This window comes from Limnohabitans curvus, assembly GCF_003063475.1.
In the GTDB taxonomy this organism is placed as follows: Bacteria; Pseudomonadota; Gammaproteobacteria; order Burkholderiales; family Burkholderiaceae_C; genus Limnohabitans; species Limnohabitans curvus.
This window is the reverse complement of sequence record NZ_NESP01000001.1, coordinates 2,561,576-2,578,216: the sequence shown is the minus strand read 5'-3', so window position 1 is coordinate 2,578,216 and position 16,641 is coordinate 2,561,576. Positions and strand designations below refer to the sequence as shown.

Annotated in this window: 16 protein-coding genes; 5 read left to right on the top strand and 11 right to left on the bottom strand. The window is 55.8% G+C overall.

What is annotated here, in order from left to right; translation table 11 throughout:
• Positions 1–52 precede the first annotated feature (52 nt).
• Complete coding sequence (gene dnaG / locus B9Z44_RS12960) at positions 53–1,957, top strand: DNA primase (protein ID WP_108360131.1); 1,905 nt, start codon at positions 53–55, stop codon at positions 1,955–1,957.
• A gap of 250 nt (positions 1,958–2,207) precedes the next feature.
• Entirely contained in the window at positions 2,208–4,571 is a 2,364-nt protein-coding gene (rpoD, locus tag B9Z44_RS12955; protein ID WP_108402630.1) for an RNA polymerase sigma factor RpoD, read from the top strand.
• 84 nt (positions 4,572–4,655) lie between these two features.
• On the opposite strand, the gene B9Z44_RS12950 is transcribed toward rpoD, so the two are convergent.
• Both B9Z44_RS12950 and B9Z44_RS12945 read right to left on the bottom strand, forming a co-directional pair.
• Complete coding sequence (locus tag B9Z44_RS12950) at positions 4,656–5,492, bottom strand: class III extradiol dioxygenase family protein (RefSeq protein WP_108402629.1); 837 nt, start codon at positions 5,490–5,492, stop codon at positions 4,656–4,658.
• An 18-nt stretch (positions 5,493–5,510) separates the two neighbouring features.
• Positions 5,511–5,861 carry a protocatechuate 4,5-dioxygenase subunit alpha gene (locus B9Z44_RS12945; protein WP_108402628.1) on the bottom strand — a complete coding sequence of 117 codons (351 nt, stop codon included), beginning with the start codon at positions 5,859–5,861 and terminating at the stop codon, positions 5,511–5,513.
• Between the two features lie 87 nt (positions 5,862–5,948).
• Between B9Z44_RS12945 and B9Z44_RS12940 the strand changes: the two genes are divergently transcribed.
• Positions 5,949–6,833, top strand: a complete 885-nt coding sequence (locus B9Z44_RS12940; protein WP_108402627.1) for a LysR family transcriptional regulator — start codon at positions 5,949–5,951, stop codon at positions 6,831–6,833.
• A 5-nt stretch (positions 6,834–6,838) separates the two neighbouring features.
• On the opposite strand, the gene B9Z44_RS12935 is transcribed toward B9Z44_RS12940, so the two are convergent.
• From B9Z44_RS12935 to B9Z44_RS12895, 9 genes are all read right to left on the bottom strand, one after another.
• Entirely contained in the window at positions 6,839–7,840 is a 1,002-nt protein-coding gene (locus B9Z44_RS12935) for an aldo/keto reductase (protein WP_108402626.1), read from the bottom strand.
• Positions 7,837–8,730: a sugar phosphate isomerase/epimerase family protein gene (locus B9Z44_RS12930; RefSeq protein WP_104797651.1), complete on the bottom strand. Its 894-nt coding sequence runs from the start codon at positions 8,728–8,730 to the stop codon at positions 7,837–7,839. The genes B9Z44_RS12935 and B9Z44_RS12930 overlap by 4 nt, the downstream gene beginning before the upstream one ends.
• Positions 8,731–8,745: 15 nt before the next feature.
• Positions 8,746–9,624, bottom strand: a complete 879-nt coding sequence (locus B9Z44_RS12925; RefSeq protein WP_108402625.1) for a VOC family protein — start codon at positions 9,622–9,624, stop codon at positions 8,746–8,748.
• An 18-nt stretch (positions 9,625–9,642) separates the two neighbouring features.
• Positions 9,643–10,494, bottom strand: coding sequence for a shikimate dehydrogenase family protein (locus tag B9Z44_RS12920; RefSeq protein ID WP_108360138.1), 852 nt, complete (start codon positions 10,492–10,494; stop codon positions 9,643–9,645).
• 6 nt (positions 10,495–10,500) lie between these two features.
• The gene (aroQ, locus tag B9Z44_RS12915; RefSeq protein WP_211308712.1) at positions 10,501–10,944 is read right to left on the bottom strand and encodes a type II 3-dehydroquinate dehydratase; all 444 of its coding nucleotides are present in this window, start codon (positions 10,942–10,944) and stop codon (positions 10,501–10,503) included.
• A gap of 70 nt (positions 10,945–11,014) precedes the next feature.
• Entirely contained in the window at positions 11,015–12,010 is a 996-nt protein-coding gene (locus B9Z44_RS12910; RefSeq protein WP_108360140.1) for a TRAP transporter substrate-binding protein, read from the bottom strand.
• A gap of 89 nt (positions 12,011–12,099) precedes the next feature.
• Positions 12,100–13,377, bottom strand: coding sequence for a TRAP transporter large permease subunit (locus B9Z44_RS12905; protein ID WP_108360141.1), 1,278 nt, complete (start codon positions 13,375–13,377; stop codon positions 12,100–12,102).
• Between the two features lie 21 nt (positions 13,378–13,398).
• Positions 13,399–13,929: a TRAP transporter small permease gene (locus tag B9Z44_RS12900; RefSeq protein WP_108360142.1), complete on the bottom strand. Its 531-nt coding sequence runs from the start codon at positions 13,927–13,929 to the stop codon at positions 13,399–13,401.
• Between the two features lie 106 nt (positions 13,930–14,035).
• Positions 14,036–14,701 carry a TetR/AcrR family transcriptional regulator gene (locus tag B9Z44_RS12895; RefSeq protein ID WP_108360143.1) on the bottom strand — a complete coding sequence of 222 codons (666 nt, stop codon included), beginning with the start codon at positions 14,699–14,701 and terminating at the stop codon, positions 14,036–14,038.
• A 109-nt stretch (positions 14,702–14,810) separates the two neighbouring features.
• Between B9Z44_RS12895 and B9Z44_RS12890 the strand changes: the two genes are divergently transcribed.
• Entirely contained in the window at positions 14,811–15,548 is a 738-nt protein-coding gene (locus B9Z44_RS12890; RefSeq protein ID WP_108402623.1) for a sulfite exporter TauE/SafE family protein, read from the top strand.
• The gene (locus tag B9Z44_RS12885) at positions 15,545–16,606 is read left to right on the top strand and encodes a Gfo/Idh/MocA family protein (protein ID WP_108402622.1); all 1,062 of its coding nucleotides are present in this window, start codon (positions 15,545–15,547) and stop codon (positions 16,604–16,606) included. The genes B9Z44_RS12890 and B9Z44_RS12885 overlap by 4 nt, the downstream gene beginning before the upstream one ends.
• Positions 16,607–16,641 lie beyond the last annotated feature (35 nt).

The window sequence follows — 16,641 nt, the reverse complement described above, 5'->3', positions numbered from 1 at the left end:
GGAAAGGCGGGAGTGCCTGCCTAGAATCTGTGCTCTCTCGCTTTTCTCTCACATGGCCATCCCCCAGCACTTCATCCAAGAACTCCTCGCCCGCGTCGACGTGGTCGAGGTGGTGGGCCGCTATGTGCAGCTCAAAAAGGGCGGGGCCAACTTCATGGGGCTGTGCCCGTTCCACGGCGAGAAGTCGCCCTCGTTTTCGGTGAGTCCCGCCAAACAGTTTTTTCATTGCTTTGGGTGCGGCAAAAACGGCAATGCGATTGGCTTCTTGATGGAGCACGCGGGCATGACCTTCGTCGAAGCGGTGAAAGACTTGGCGCAAAACGTCGGCATGCAAGTGCCCGAAGACGACGCCTCGCCGCAAGACCGCGAGCGTGCGGCGCAGCAACGCCAAAAACAAGCCACGCTCACCGACGTGTTAGAAAAAGCAGGCGAATCATTTCGCAAGCATTTGCGCAACTCACCCAAAGCGATTGAGTATTTCAAAGGCCGTGGCCTGAGTGGCGAGATCGCCAAACAATTTGGCCTGGGCTACGCGCCTGAAGGTTGGCGCAGCTTGGCCAGTGTGTTCCCCGACTACCAAGACCCGCTGCTCGCAGAGAGTGGCTTGGTCATCGTGAACCAAGAAGACGGCGAAGAAGAAAAACGCTACGACCGTTTCCGCGACCGCGTGATGTTCCCCATCCGCAACGTCAAGGGCGAGTGCATTGGCTTTGGTGGCCGCGTGTTGTTTGAAGGCACACCCAAGTACCTCAACTCGCCAGAAACGCCGGTGTTCAGCAAAGGCCGCGAGTTGTATGGCTTGTTTGAAGCCCGCAACGCGCTGCGCGACGCGGGCTATGTGCTGGTGACCGAAGGCTACATGGACGTGGTGGCCTTGGCGCAGCTGGGCTTTCCCAACGCGGTGGCCACTCTGGGCACGGCCTGCACGACCGACCACGTGCAAAAACTGTTTCGCTTCACCGACAACGTGGTGTTCAGTTTTGACGGCGACAGCGCAGGTCGCCGCGCCGCACGCAAAGCGCTGGATGGCGCGCTGCCTTACGCCACCGATGTGCGCAGCGTGAAGTTTTTGTTCTTGCCCGCTGAGCACGACCCCGACAGCTACATCCGCGAATTTGGCAAAGAAGCCTTTGCCCACTGCGTGACCGAAGCCATGCCACTGAGCCGCTTTCTCATTGAAGTGGCCCGCGAAGGTTGCGACTTGCACACGGCGGAAGGCCGCGCGCATATGGCCAGCAATGCCAAGCCCATGTGGATGGCCCTGCCAGATGGTGCGCTTAAGCGTCAGTTGCTCAGCGAAATCGCCGAGCTGGCCGATCTAGGCAACCACGAGCTGCAAGACCTGTGGATGCCCGCGGCCCCTGCTGCTGCGCCTACACGCACGGGCGAATTTAAAAAATCATCCAAATTCAAACCCCGCGAGTCCTACGCGCCCAAAACCTACAAGCGCGGCACACGCCTGATTCCCCAAGGCCGCGCCGACCACGCGGCGCGTGTGCTGCTCTCGCACATGGACTTGTGGGAAGACCTGTCCACCGAAGACCACAACCTCTTGTGCGAGCTGGCCCCACCTCACGGCCCACTGTTTGTGTGGCTGGACCACCAACACCACGAACACGGCAACCAAGCCTGGGGCGCGCTGCGTGAAGGCCTGCGCGAGCATGAATCAGAAGACCTGGCCCTGCGCGTGATGGCCTCAGCCTTCACGCCCTTGCTGGACGACGAAGGCAAGCCCATGCCCGAAAGCCTAACGCCAGAGCAACAACACAAAGAAGCAGGCCTAGAGCTGCGCGGCATCTTGAACAAAATTTTGTTTGAAAGCTTAGACGCGCAAATGAAAGAGGCCATCGCTGAAGCTGCCGCTGACCCCACGGCCATGCAGCGCTACAAAGCCCTGTTTGAGCGGCGCAAACAGCTGGGCCTAATCCCGCAGAAATTGGTCGAAAGCCAAGACTGACGCGCCTGCGGCTAATTTAAGGCCACAGTTTTGGGTATAATCCACACTTAGCAAGTGCGACAGCAGCACCTCCGGGCCCGGCTAACCGTGACACAAGCGCACGACTCGCCACCTTACCGCAAGGACTGCATTCCAAATGTTCGCCCAATCCGCTTGCTTCTAGAGGTTCACACTTCACCCCCCTTTTTCTTTTCCCGCGCCGGGTTTTTGTGGCGCTGTGTATTTGTTTCTTTGATGTCTAGGAGTTTTCATGCCCGTTGACCGCAAGTCCAAGAAGCCTGCCAAACCTGTGGCCAAGACGGTTGCTAAACCTGTGAGCAAAAAGCCAGCACCTGCTGCGCCCAAAGCAGCAGCCAAGCCCCCCGTCAAAGCCGCGGTCAAAGCAGTTACTAAGCCAACCGCAAAACCCGTTGCAAAAACAGCTGCCAAACCGGCAGCCAAGCCAGCAACGAAAGCCAAGTCAGTGCCCGCATCGAAATCAAAAACAACTGCTAAGACAACCAAAGCAGAAGACACCAAGAAAAAAACTTCGGCCGTAGAAGCCCATGCGCCAAAAGCAGCGGCCAAAAAAGCCCCAGCTAAAAAAGCCACCAAAGCCAAAGGCAAAAAAGCCGGGGCTGATGACGAAGACCTCGGCGACATCGAAGCCGACCTCGAAGGCGAACCTGTCGTCGAAGCCGGTGCAGAAAAAGTCAAACCCCTGCGCATGAAAATCAGCAAGGCCAAAGAACGTGCCTTGATGAAAGAATTCGGTTTGGACGAAACCGTGCTGTCTGAAGAAGACATGCAAAAGCGTCGCTCACGTCTGAAGACCCTGATCAAACTCGGGAAGACACGTGGCTACCTGACGCACGGCGAAATTTCTGACCACTTACCCGACAAGCTGGTCGATGCTGAAACACTCGAAGTGGTGATCAGCATGTTGAACGACATGGGCGTGGCTGTTTACGAACACACCCCTGATGCAGAAACCCTGCTGCTCAACAACAACACCCCAACGGCTGCGACCGAAGAAGAAGCAGAAGAAGAAGCCGAAGCCGCTTTGTCCACTGTGGACAGCGAATTCGGCCGCACCACCGACCCCGTGCGCATGTACATGCGCGAAATGGGCACGGTCGAGTTGCTGACCCGCGAAGGTGAAATTGAAATTGCCAAGCGCATCGAAGGCGGCTTGATGGACATGATGGCTGCGATCAGCGGCTCACCAGCGACCATCGCTGCTGTGCTGGTCATGGCCGAAGACATTCGTGAAAACAAAGTCGTCATCTCCACCATCGTGGACGGTTTCAACAACCTGAACGAAGCCGACGACTATGTGGCCGAAGAAGACTTTGACGAATTTGACGAAGAAGATGACGATGACGGCAAAGGTGGCTCGAAGGCTCTGACCAAGAAACTGGAAGAGCTGAAGAACGCCGCCTTGGAGCGTTTCGACCGCATGATTGTGTTGTTTGAAAAACTCCGCAAAACCTACGACAAAGAAGGCTACGGCACCCCTGCTTATGTGAAAGCACAAACGGCTTTGACCACCGAGTTGATGGGCATTCGCTTCACCGCTAAAACCATTGAAAAGTTGTGCGAATCTGTGCGCAGCCAAGTGGATGATGTGCGTAAAAACGAACGCGAACTGCGCCGCATCATCGTGGACAAGTGCGGCATGCCACAAGCCACCTTCATCAAAGACTTCCCACCCAACTTGCTCAACCTCAAGTGGGTTGAGAAGCAAGCTGCTGCTGGCAAGCCATGGTCAACCACCATGGGCCGCTACATCCCACCCGTCCAAGACTTGCAGCAAAAGCTGATGGACTTGCAGTCCCGCGTGGTTGTGCCTTTGGAGCAACTCAAAGACATCAACAAGCGCATGAACGCCGGCGAACGCAGCTCACGCGGTGCGAAGAAAGAAATGATCGAAGCCAACTTGCGTTTGGTCATTTCGATTGCCAAGAAATACACCAACCGCGGTTTGCAGTTCCTCGACTTGATCCAAGAAGGCAACATCGGTTTGATGAAAGCCGTGGACAAGTTTGAATACCGTCGCGGCTACAAGTTCTCGACTTACGCCACTTGGTGGATTCGCCAAGCCATCACGCGTTCCATCGCGGATCAAGCGCGCACCATCCGCATTCCTGTGCACATGATCGAGACCATCAACAAGATGAACCGCATCAGCCGCCAACACTTGCAAGAGTTTGGTTTCGAGCCCGATGCCAGCGTCTTGGCCGAGAAGATGGAAATTCCAGAAGACAAGATCCGCAAGATCATGAAGATCGCCAAAGAGCCAATCTCGATGGAAACACCGATCGGTGACGACGACGACAGCCACTTGGGCGACTTCATCGAAGACAGCGTCAACACCGCGCCTATCGAAGCCGCCATGCAAGCGGGCTTGCGCGATGTGGTGAAAGACATCTTGGATGGTCTGACCCCACGCGAAGCCAAAGTGCTGCGCATGCGCTTTGGTATCGAAATGGCCAGCGACCACACCTTAGAAGAAGTGGGCAAACAGTTTGACGTCACGCGCGAGCGCATCCGTCAAATCGAAGCCAAGGCTTTGCGCAAGTTGAAGCACCCCAGCCGCAGCGACAAACTGCGCAGCTTCATCGACACGATGTAATTGCACCGCCCTGCCCCGCTTTTGCGGGGTAACAAAAAACCCCGCCAGTTTGCACCGGCGGGGTTTTTCTTTTGGCGCTTTGCTTTATTCAGTCGCCAATGCCATCACGCCGGTGGCGGTGTTGGAAATTGGAATGTGATAGTTTTGATGCACAGGCTTGACGTGCTCACCCAAGGCCCCGCGCATGGCCAACCACATCACCAACTCCACACCTTGCGTGCCGGTCTTTTCGACCAACTCGTGGATGCTGAACTGCGTGGCCCACTCGGGGTTCTTTTGCAGGCTGTCCATGAATTCCAAATCAAACGCCTTGTTGATGTGGCCTGCACGCTCGCCGTCGAGCTGATGGCTCAAACCACCGGTGCCCAAAATGACCACGTTCAAATCGCTGTCCCAGCTGCGAATGGCATCACCCACCGCTTTGCCCAAGTTGTAACAACGCTTGGCCGATGGCAATGGGAACTGCACAGTGTTGATACAAATCGGCACGGTCAGAACGGGGCACGCATCGCCAGGCCAGAACAGTTTGAACGGCAAGGTGAACGCATGGTCCACCAGCATCTCTTGGCAGGTCACCACGTCAAATTCTTTTTCCACCAACTCGTTGATGATGTGCCACGACAAATCAGGCGTACCTTTGAACGGTGGCAAAGTGGGAATGCCCCAGCCTTCATCGGCGTTGTTGTATTGCGCTGCGGCACCCACAGCAAAGGTGGGCATTTTGTCGAGGAAGAAGTTCAAACCGTGGTCGTTGTAGAACACCACGGCCACATCGGGCTTGACCTTGCCCAACCAATCATGAATGGGTGGGAAGCCATCAAAGAAGGGCTTCCAGTACGGGTCTTGCTGAATGCCTTTGGCAATCGCGCCGCCGATGGATGGGATGTGTGATGAGGCGAGGCCGCCAACGATGTGTGCCATGGTGTGTCTCCTTGATGTTTATTGGTGGGCTGCAGCGCGCAGCTTGGCTTTGAATTCTTCTTTGGTCATGCCGGTTTGGGCAGCGCCCAGGTCTTGCACGTCCAAACCCAAAATACCTGCGAACTTGGCGAGGTAATACACATTGCCACCGGCGGCAATCAACCCCAACACATTGCGTGTGCGAATGGCGTCGGCTTGCTGGGCATTCAGGCCGTACTGCAGCATGTAAGCCTCTTCATCGGCTTTGAAGGTGTTGCGGTTGTCTGCGCTGTTGAACGAATAGCACATCTTGTTGAGGGCGTAGCCTTTTTGGGCTTGGTCACCGTCAAACAGAGTGGTTCCAAAAATCGGTTCGGGTTTATGGCTCATGCGTGTCTCCGTGATTGAAGTTGTTCAGTGGAACGGAGTGTGAGCGCTTCAACTCATAAAATAAACTACGCAATACTCATTTATTCCATGAAAAAATTTGATCATTTGGATTTGGATGGCCACCTGCTGCATTTGCTCAGCACGGTCATTGAGCAAGGCTCGGTCACGGCAGCGGCCAATGCACTGGGCATCACGCAGTCCGCCGTGAGCCACCAACTCGACCGCTTGCGCGCCATCGTGGGCGATGCCTTGTTTGTCAAATCAGGGCGCGGCATTGTGCCCACAGCGCGAGCTGAAGCTTTGGCCTTGCAAGCGCAAGGGCTGCTGACTCAGCTGCAAGGATTTGTACACAGCGGCGCGTTTGAGCCTGCGCGCCTGACCCAATGTTTCACCATCGCCGCCAACGATTTGCAGCGCGACTTGCTGCTGCCGGGCTTGTTGAACCGCTTGCAAGCCCAAGCGCCAGGTGTCACGCTGCGCGTGGTGCCATCCGATGTGCCCAGCGCCGACATGCTGCGCGCACAAGACTGCCAGCTGGTCATCAGCCCGCGCCCGCCAGATGCCACCGACATCAAACACAAGCGCCTGTTTGCCGACAACTACCGTGTGTTTTATGACCCGCAGATGCGCAAAGCCCCGCGCTCGCTGAAAGCGTATGAAGCGGCTGAGCACATCACCGTGGTGCACCAACCGCGTCGCAGCTTAGACATTGACGAATTACTGCTTAAAAAAGGCGTGCAACGCCGTTTTGCGGCCACCCTGAGCAGCTTTGCAGGCGTGGCGGCGTTCGTGGCTGGCACGGAGCGCTTGGCCACCCTGCCCGGCTTGCTGCGTCAAGGTTTGCTGCGCGGTTTGGCAGATGCGCCCGTGCCCTTTGACACGCCAGACATGCCCATGTACGCCATCTGGCATGTGCGGCACCAGCAAGACCCTGTGCATATTTGGCTGCGCGAACACTTGTTTGCTAGTTGATACGCTTAAGCAAACTCTTCGGTATCCACCTCAGAAGCATTCACCGCGTTGTAACGCGGCCCCTTCACCGTCTGCGGGTTGATGAGTGCTTCTAAACGCTGCATCTGTTCCGCCGACAGCACCACATCGGCGGCGGCGATGTTGTCTTCGAGGTGGCGAATGTTTTGTGTGCCAGGAATCGGAATGAGCTTGTTGTCTTTGTGCAGCAACCAAGCCAAGCCCAGTTGCGCAGGTGTGCAACCTGCTTCGCGTGCAATGGCTTGGTAAGCATCGAGCAAAGGCAAGTTGGCGGCATAGGTGTCCGCAGCAAAGCGTGGCATGGCGCGGCGAATGTCGTTCACCGCCAAGGTGCTCACATCACGCAAATCACCACACAAAAAGCCACGCGCCACGGGGCTGAAGGCCACAAAGGTGGTGCCCAGTTCTTCGCAGGCTTTGAGCACGGCGATTTCGGGGTTGCGTGTCCACAGCGAGTATTCGGTTTGCACGGCTGCAATGGGGTGCACGGCATGCGCTTTGCGCAAGGTGGTGGCAGAGACTTCGCTCAAACCAATCTCGCGAATTTTGCCTGCGCGCACGAGGTCGCTCAGGGCGCCTACGCTGTCTTCGATGGGCACTTGCTTGTCCCAGCGGTGCAGGTAGTACAGGTCAATCACATCGGTGCCCAAGCGGGCCAAGCTGTCTTCGCAGTTTTGGCGAATGGCTTCAGGACGGCCATTGATGACGCGCTTCACACCATCAGGGAACGACACACCCGCCATGCCACCTTTGCTGCACAAGGTGATTTCGCTGCGGTGCGCTTTGAGCGCCTTGCCCACCAACAACTCGTTGGTGCCAAAGCCATACAAAGCCGCCGTGTCAAACATCGTCACGCCGAGGTCTAAGGCGCGGTGAATCAAGGCCTCGCCCACTTCAGGCGCGGGTGGCGCGCCGTAAGCGTGGCTGAGGTTCATGCAGCCTAGGCCAATGGCTGAAACGGTGTAAGGGCCGAGTTGACGTTGTTTCATGCGTGTGTGTTGGTGTGCGTGCGGGTCCAAGCAGGCAATGGGGCTGAGCGGTGCAGCACATTGTCGTGCAGCCATGTGGCGCTCTTGCGCGCACGCTCGGCCACAGTGGCCAAGGGCAGTTGTTGGTAGTCGTCGTTGAAGACTTCAAAGCTGTAGTCACCGCGATAACCAATGCGGTCCAAGCGCAACACCAAATCAGCCAAGGCTTCGCTGTGCACGCCCTCACCTGGGAACACGCGGAAGGTGCGCGCGGTGGTCATGCGGTCTTCAAAGGTGGGGGTTTCGTGCCACATGAAGTCAGACAGTTGCACCAAGAAAATTTTCTCGGGGTCGAGGTCTTCAATCGCATCCAACGGTGTGTTGGCGGCAAAGATGTGAAACGAGTCAATGCCAATGCCCAGGTTGGGGCAATCGGCACGGCACACCACATCCCAAGACGTGGTGAACTCGTTGACGGTGCGGCCCCATGACAAACCTTCGTAAGCCACTTTGATCCCCAAGGGCAAAGCCATCATGGCGAGCTTTTTCAAATCGCGGGCAATGTGGTCGAGGTCATCGGTGGCGTGGCGTGACGTAGACGAACACGCCAACAACACTTTGCTGCCCGTGGCCGCGCACATCTCGAGCATCGATTTGGCGATGTCGACCTTGTAGCCGTGCAAGTGACCCGACAAACCTTCAAAGTCGCGCAGCACCTGAAAACCTGTGGGGCGCAAGCCACTGGCCTGCACTGCGGCCACCGCTGCGGGTACGCCGCCGGGGTGTGTGACCAAGTCACGCGCCATGAGCATGACTTGCGAGAAGCCTGCGTCTTTCATCGCCGACAGCTTGGCTTCTAAAGAGCCCGCCATCGTGATGGTGTCCATGCCGAAGCCGTCGAGTAAGTTCATGGCGTGGCCTTTTTATTAGTCTTTGTGAACCAGCTCAAACGACACCGAGCCCAAGGCGCTGCGTGTGAGCGCGCCACGGTCTTCGGGGTGCAATTGGGTGGACTCGACAAACTCCACGCCACGCGCTTTGAGTGCGCTCACGGCAGCGCCCACATCGACCGCACCCAAGCCAATGCGTTGCAAGCACTCGGGTGACTCATCGGTGTCCATCCAAGGATCGGGTTCGATCAGTTGCCACAAGAAGTTGCCACACGGGCTTTTCATCAACTTGCCTTTGGGCAAGATGCCAAAACGTTGCTCGTCCGGCACGAAGCTGAAATCAAACATGTGTTCAAAGTAGGCCAACCAATCGGCACTGCGACCGGCACCGATGTACTGCACCACGCCAAAGTAGCTCATGCCAGCGGTGGCTTCTGGGTGTTGGTCCACCGTAGGAATGGGTTTGAAATCGATGTCGTAAATCGAGAACTCTTGCCAACGGTCCACAAAGTAAAAGCGGCTGCCGCCTGGGCCGTGGATGGCGGGGATGTGCAGCTCCATCGCTTGCGCTTGGCTGGTCACGTTCCATGCGCCCAATTCCATGCAGCGGGTGTGCGATTGCAGGGCATCACGCACGCGAAAGGCAACAGCAGAAATGACGGGTTGGCCATCGGTGGTGGCGCTCACGCGCGCATCATCGGGGCTGGCGTTGACCACCAAGTTCATGCCGCCTTGGCGGTACAAGGTCACCTCACGCGAGCGGTGGCGTGCCACAGGGCGAAAGCCCATGTTCTCCAGCACTTGACCCAGCGCCTGTGGGCGGCTGGTGGCGTATTCGATGAACTCGATCCCGTCTAAGCCCAAACGGTTAGGCATGTCGGGCACGGACTCGCGGTGTTGAGATGGCAAGGTCATCAAATACTCCAAGAAAAATTAGTAACACAGCTGTGCGACATCGCGCAGCACATCAGCCGTGGTGGTGGGCAAGCCGAAGTATTCCAAGTAGGCAGGGATTTGTTCAAACAACATGTCAGAGCCCACCTGCACGCGGCAGCCACGGTTTTTGGCGGCTTGCAAGAACGCAGTCATTTCGGTTTTCATCACCACCTCACCCACAAAGGCGTCAGGCGAAATGCGCGACACGTCCATCGGCAAGGCATCGCCTTCGTTCATGCCCATGGGCGTGGCGTTGACCACCAAATCGTGGTCCGCAGGATCGTTCGAACCCGTGCGTACATCGATCTGAGGGTAGTTTTGTTTCAATCGTTGGCCCAAGGCCTCGGCGGATGCGGTGTTCACATCAAACAAGCTGATGGCTGCAATGCCTGCACCCGCGAGAGACGCCGCAATGGCGCAACCCACACCGCCTGAGCCGACCACCAACACGCGCTTGCCCGTGAGGTCAAAGCCCTTGCGTTGCACGCCGCGCACAAAGCCTGCGCCGTCAAACATGTCGCCGACCAAACGGCCATCCGCGAGTTTTTTCACGGCATTGCAAGCACCGGCCACGCGCACGGTGGCGGTTACTTCGTCGAGCAAGCCCACGGTCACCACCTTGTGCGGCATGGTGATGAGCGCACCACAAATGTTGGTGAGGCTGAAGACTGATTTCAAAAACACCGGATAGTCAGGCGTTTGGCAGCCCATGGGCACCACCACCGCATTGATGCCCGCACTAGAAAAGTACGGGTTGTAAATCATGGGGGACTTGAAAGAGTGCGTGGGATAACCGATGTGGGCAATCAACTGCGTGTTGCCATTGATAGAAATGCCGTGCTTGCTCATGATGTTTTATTTAGAAGATTGAACGGCAGACACCGCGGCACGCAAAGCCAACACATAGCTGTCCGCGCCAAAGCCACAGATTTGGCCTTTCACAATTTCGGCAAACACCGACTTGTGGCGGAATTCTTCACGCGCGTGAATGTTGGACATGTGCAATTCAACAATCGGACATGTGAGGATGGCCAAGGCATCTCGGATGCCGTAGCTGTAATGTGTCCACGCTCCGGCGTTGATCAGCACAGCGTCTACGCCATCTAAAAAACCTTTGTGAATGCGCTCGCACATATCACCTTCGTGATTGGTTTGAAAACACTCCACTTGCGCACCCAACTCGCTACCCAACTTTTGCAAGCTGGCATTGATTTCGTCGAGCGTGATGGTGCCGTATTGCACGGGGTCGCGCTTGCCAAACATATCGTGGTTGATGCCATGCAGCATGAGAATTTTCAAAATAATCTCCTGATATCAGTTCGTCTAAAAACGCGAAACCCTGTCTTTGCAGGGTTTCGCGTGGGTTGCGTTACTTGCGCAGCTTGGTCAATTCAGCTTGCAATTCGCTCACTGTCGCAGCGATAGGCTCGCCGTGCTTGGCAATCACAGGCTTCATCTTCTCACGAAGGATGGCCATTTCAGAAGCTGGCAACGTGGTGACTTGCATGCCATTCTTCTTCAAGTTGTCCAGCAAGCTGGCTTCCAGAGTACGTGCAGTGCTGCGTTGGAACTTGGCAGACTCAGCGGCAGCGTCAGCAACGATTTTTTTCTCAGCAGCGTTCAAGGTGTCCCAGAACTTTTTGCTGATCACCACAGACTGTGGGTTGTATTGGTGACCCGTCAAAGCCAAGTGCTTTTGCACTTCGAACAGCTTGGCGCTGTTGATGGTGGGGATGGGGTTTTCTTGACCGTCCACAGCACCTTGCTCCAAAGCGGCATACACCTCTGGCCATGGCAGCGGTGTGGGGTTGGCACCCAAGGCTTTGACCCAATCCACGTTGATGGGGTTAGGAATCACGCGCAACTTCAGGCCTTCGATGTCAGACACTTTGTTGATGGCACGCTTGCCGTTTGAAAGATGACGGAAGCCCAGCTCGTAATAAGCCAAACCGATCAAACCTTTTTCTTCCAACTTGGCGTGCATCTTCTTGCCGAAGGCACCGTCGACGACCGTGTCAGCTTCTTTGCCGCTGGCAAACATGAAGGGGAAGTCGAACACGCCGAAGTCTTTGACTTGGCTGGCGAAGATGCCCGAGTTCATGGAAGCCATCTCCAATGTGCCGCCTTGAATAGCTGACACGTTGGCTTGGTCGCTACCCAAAGTGCCGCCTGGGAACAGGTTGACCTTGATCTTGCCGCCAGAGTTTTTCTCGACGATTTCTTTGAATTTCTCCATACCTTGCACGATGGGGTGACCCGCAGTGTTCTGGTTAGCGAACTTGATGGTTTTCTCTTGTGCCGAAGCGATGCCCATGGCAGCCAAGGCCATCGTAGCGATCACGGTTTTGATAAATACACGTTTCATGTCAGTGTCTCCTGATGAACTTTGCGGTCGTACGCCAAACAAAAAAGTTCCACGGTCTGGCGTACCCGAACAGACTGTGGAAAAGAAAATCAATAGAACCAGCGAGCGGGAACCATGACGAGTTGTGGGAATGCCACCATCGCAAACATGATGATGAACTGAGCCACCATGAACGGCATCACACCACGTGTGACTTCATCCATGCTGACCTTGCCGACACCCGCCACAGCATTGAGCACGGTCCCTACGGGGGGTGTGATCAAGCCAATCGCATTGTTGATGATGAACAAGACACCAAAGTACACGGGGTCGATGCCAGCAGCTTTCACGACAGGCATCAGCACAGGTGTGAGCAACAAAATGGTGGGCGTCATGTCCAAGGCCGTGCCCACCAACATGGTGATCACCATGATGGCCAGCATCAACAAACGAGGGCTATCCAACAAAGGTTGCAACAAGACGATCAGTTCAGCCGGTAAATTAGCCACCGTGATCAACCAAGCTGACACCATGGCTGCGGCCACCAAGAACATCACAATCGCACTGGTTTTGGCGGACGCCACAAACAAGGGATACAAGCTTTTGAAGTTGAGTTCTTTGTAAATAAACGTCGAAATGAGCAAGGCATACACAGCAGCGACCACAGCGGCTTCCGTGGGTGTGAACACACCAAACTTCAAACCAAACACCACGATCACGGGCAACACCAAAGCCCAAGTGGCTTCGCGCAGTGCTTCGCGGATTTCGCCAAGCGATTTACGTGGGGGCACGCTGACCACCTCTTGGCGAGCCAACCACCACCAAGTGATCCATAAGGAACCACCCAACAAGATGCCAGGCACGATACCGGCCATGAACAACTTAGAAATCGACACGTTGCCGGCCACGCCAAAAATCACAAAACCAATGCTCGGTGGAATCACCGGTGCGATGATGCCAGCAGATGCGATCAAACCAGCGGAACGCGCACGGTCATGTCCTGCAGCCACCATCATGGGCAACAGCAGTGACGCCAGTGCCGCGGCGTCCGCCACAGCAGAGCCCGACAAGGCGGCCATGATCACAGCCGCCATGATGGTCACATAACCCAAGCCACCTTTGATGTGGCCCACGCAAGCCATTGCAAAGTTCACGATGCGGCGAGACAAACCACCCGCGTTCATGATTTCGCCAGCCAACATGAAGAATGGCACGGCCAGCAGCGGGAAGCTGTTGGAGCCTTCGATCAAGTTTTGCGCCAAAATTTGCGCGTCAAACATGTTCATGTGCCACATCAGCGCAGCACCGCAGAGCAACAAAGAGAAGGCGATTGGGATACCCAATGCCATGGAGCCCATCAGGGAAAAGAGAAATACAGTGATCGTCATGGTCTTATTCCTTGAGTGGGTTTAGTGGCTGTCGCCGTGAGGGACTTCTTCAGATTCTTGGATCATCACCAAGTCTTCGTCGCGAATTTGACCGGTGAGCAAGCGCAGCAGCTCAACAGCAAGAATCAACCCACCCAACACAGCAAACAAAATACCGGGCAAATACACCCAGCTCATTGAAGCTTCCATCACCGCGCTGGTACTGTCAAAGTTGATGACTGCTTGCTCATACGCACCGCGGAACAACAACCAGCATGCGAACAACATCAAGACGTAGGAAGCGCCTAAGCAAATCTTTTTGCCGAACGGACCTAAGCGGCTCACCAGCATGTCGGTCCCCAGATGACCGTGTTCCTTCAGGGCCACGATGGCGCCTAAAAAGGTCATCCACACAAAGGCCCAACGAGACAACTCTTCAGACAAGGTGATGCCAGAGTTCATGGCGTAACGCAAAAACACGTTACCGAACACCAGCACCACCATCAGGGCCAGGCAAAAGGCAATCGCGGCTTCAAGCACTCGGCAGCAGCGATCCAAAATTAGGTTAAACATGAGGAAGATCCTTAAAGAATATGGGCTGGAACAAAATGTACAAAACAGTTACTTTGTGGTGCGTTAGTGAAAACCCGCATTTAAATCACGCATAGCAAACTATCTGTTATGCCAAATTGGAATAACTTACAAAACGCAGAACCATGTCCACCACGCTTTGGCGTCGTGCCGCCAAAGCTTTGGCGGTTTGGCCGTTGCGTTTGAAAATCAAATCGAAGGTGTAGCGGTTGGACACGTTGAAAAAAGTCAACGCCGAAATAGACGCGTGGATGTCGATGGGGTCCAGCCCCTTGCGAAACACGCCTGCTTTCACACCGCGTTTGTAGAGTGCCTCAATGGACTGAATGGCGGACACGTTCAACTCTTGGATGAGCTTGCTTTGTGCCAAATAGGTGCCACGTTGAATGTTTTCGTTCATCACCAAACGGATGAAATCTTGGTTGCTGTGATGGTGGTCGAAGGTAAAGCCAACCAAGGCTTTGAGCGCGTCCTCGGGCGATAAATCGGCCAGATGCAGCTCTGCCTCGGTGGCTCGGATGCGGCGGTATGCGTCTTCCAACACAGCCAGATACAAGCCCTCTTTGTTGCCGTAGTAGTAATAGATCATCCGCTTGCTGGTGTGCGTGGCGTCCGCGATCGCGTCGATGCGTGCGCCCGCCAAGCCCTTGGCCGCAAACTCTGCCGTGGCCACGGCCATGATGCCCGCCATCGTCCGCTCGGGATCATTGGTACGCTTGGGCGCTTTGCGTGCGGAATGTACCGTTTCGTTCATTATCAAAGTATAGAGTGCAAGAAGTAGGCAACTGTCTCCTGAAGAACCCTAATACCCAGCTAGCTGCACTCGCGTACGTAAACTCAAGTACGCACACGAAACACCACACATGTCATTTGATTCTTACTTCGTCCTAGCCGGACTAGCCGCGCTATTAGTGGGACTGTCCAAAGGCGGCTTACCCACGGTGGGCATGCTGGCCGTTCCCCTACTCTCGCTGTTCATGTCACCCGTGAAAGCGGCGGTGCTGTTGCTGCCGATTTATGTCATCTCAGACGTGGTGAGCGTTTGGTTGTATCGCAAAGATTTCAGCTTGCCCAATTTGAAAATCCTCATTCCAGCAGGTGTGCTGGGCGTACTCATTGGTTGGCTCACGGCTTCGTTCACCTCTGACAGTGCAGTGAAGCTGATGATTGGCTGCATGGGCGTGGGCTTTTGCCTCAACACTTGGCTACGCAAAACACCACAAGACAAGCAAGCCGTCGATGTGAAGAAAGGCTGGTTCTGGGGTACGGTGGCGGGCTTCACCAGCTTCATCTCGCATGCGGGTGGGCCACCATTTCAAATTTATGTGTTGCCGCAACGGCTGCCCAAGATTCAATTTGCAGGCACGGCCACGCTGCTGTTTGCAGTCATCAACGCCGCTAAAATTTGGCCCTACCAACTGTTGCAGCCTTACTCGTATGACGACTTGATGCGTGCAGCCGACCTCATACCCTTTGCCTTGGTGGGCACAGTGCTAGGCGCTTACATCACGAAGAAAATTGCAGACGTTTGGTTTTACCGTCTGGTACAAGGCGGGCTATTTGTTGTTTCTCTCAAACTCATTGCGGATGTTGTTCTATGACCACCCCACACCACACACCGTTGCACAATCCCCCTTTACGCCTAGGCATCTTGGGCTGCGCCAACATTGCCAAACAATTTGCACGCGATGTATCTGACAGCCCGCTGGTTGCCATCCAAGCTGTGGCCAGCCGCGACTTGACCAAAGCGCAAGCCTTCGCGCAGAGCTTTGACATCGCACGCGCCCACGGCAGCTACGAGGCGCTGCTAACTGATGCCGCGCTAGACGCCATTTACATCCCCTTGCCCAACAGCATGCATGCCGAGTGGGCGATTCGCGCCATGCAAGCGGGCAAACATGTGTTGTGCGAAAAACCCTTGGCGCTCAACCTCACGGAAGTGACACGCATGTTTGAAGTCGCGCGCCAACAAGGCGTGATGCTGCTAGAAGCCTACCCTTATTGGTTTCAGCCACAAACCCGCGACCTGCTGGGATGTTTGAGCCACGACAAAATTGGTGAAGTGCGCAGCGTGCAAGCCAGTTTTGGTTTCACGGTGGGCAACACCGACACCAACATCCGCATGAAGCCCGACCTCGGTGGCGGCGCCTTGCTGGATGCGGGCAGCTATCCACTGAGCTTGATTCGATTGGTGATGGGCTGCGCACCTGAGCGTGTGATGGCGCATGCCAACTGGGCCGCCACGGGCGTGGACATCAGCCTGATGGCCACCTTGTTTTACGCCGATGGCCGACGCGCACAAATGTCATGCGCCATGGACACCGCCAACCACCGCCGCGCCATCATCGTGGGCTCACGCGGCACAGTCGAGACCGAATACCTCAACCACACCAGCGACTCTCACACGCACCCTTGGGGCTACTTGCCCAGCCAACTGCGCGTGCGTCAAGGCATAGCCAACAGCATTCCATTTGAAGACGTGCATTCAGCGTCAGGCAGTGGTTTTCGGTTTGCTGCCGAGGCGTTTGCCCAGGTGGTGCGCGAGGGCGACATGGCCGCCATCGAACGCGCCGCAACGGCTAGCCACGACATTGCCGCCACCTTGGATGCCATTCAAACCAGCGCCAAGACGGGCGAAGTTGTGCACTTGAGCCGCTGAGCCTCAATCGGCGCAGCACACCCAGCGCGCCAAAC

Bases quoted from the DNA above. Each gene is read 5' to 3' on its own strand.
- B9Z44_RS12920 (WP_108360138.1), bottom strand. From the start codon at position 10,494: ATGAGCAAGCACGGCATTTCTATCAATGGCAACACGCAGTTGATTGCC.
- dnaG (WP_108360131.1), top strand. From the start codon at position 53: ATGGCCATCCCCCAGCACTTCATCCAAGAACTCCTCGCCCGCGTCGAC.
- B9Z44_RS12900 (WP_108360142.1), bottom strand. From the start codon at position 13,929: ATGTTTAACCTAATTTTGGATCGCTGCTGCCGAGTGCTTGAAGCCGCG.
- B9Z44_RS12930 (WP_104797651.1), bottom strand. From the start codon at position 8,730: ATGAACTTACTCGACGGCTTCGGCATGGACACCATCACGATGGCGGGC.
- B9Z44_RS12950 (WP_108402629.1), bottom strand. From the start codon at position 5,492: ATGGCACACATCGTTGGCGGCCTCGCCTCATCACACATCCCATCCATC.
- rpoD (WP_108402630.1), top strand. From the start codon at position 2,208: ATGCCCGTTGACCGCAAGTCCAAGAAGCCTGCCAAACCTGTGGCCAAG.
- B9Z44_RS12935 (WP_108402626.1), bottom strand. From the start codon at position 7,840: ATGAAACAACGTCAACTCGGCCCTTACACCGTTTCAGCCATTGGCCTA.
- B9Z44_RS12940 (WP_108402627.1), top strand. From the start codon at position 5,949: ATGAAAAAATTTGATCATTTGGATTTGGATGGCCACCTGCTGCATTTG.
- B9Z44_RS12895 (WP_108360143.1), bottom strand. From the start codon at position 14,701: ATGAACGAAACGGTACATTCCGCACGCAAAGCGCCCAAGCGTACCAAT.
- B9Z44_RS12910 (WP_108360140.1), bottom strand. From the start codon at position 12,010: ATGAAACGTGTATTTATCAAAACCGTGATCGCTACGATGGCCTTGGCT.
- B9Z44_RS12885 (WP_108402622.1), top strand. From the start codon at position 15,545: ATGACCACCCCACACCACACACCGTTGCACAATCCCCCTTTACGCCTA.
- B9Z44_RS12945 (WP_108402628.1), bottom strand. From the start codon at position 5,861: ATGAGCCATAAACCCGAACCGATTTTTGGAACCACTCTGTTTGACGGT.
- B9Z44_RS12890 (WP_108402623.1), top strand. From the start codon at position 14,811: ATGTCATTTGATTCTTACTTCGTCCTAGCCGGACTAGCCGCGCTATTA.
- B9Z44_RS12925 (WP_108402625.1), bottom strand. From the start codon at position 9,624: ATGACCTTGCCATCTCAACACCGCGAGTCCGTGCCCGACATGCCTAAC.
- B9Z44_RS12905 (WP_108360141.1), bottom strand. From the start codon at position 13,377: ATGACGATCACTGTATTTCTCTTTTCCCTGATGGGCTCCATGGCATTG.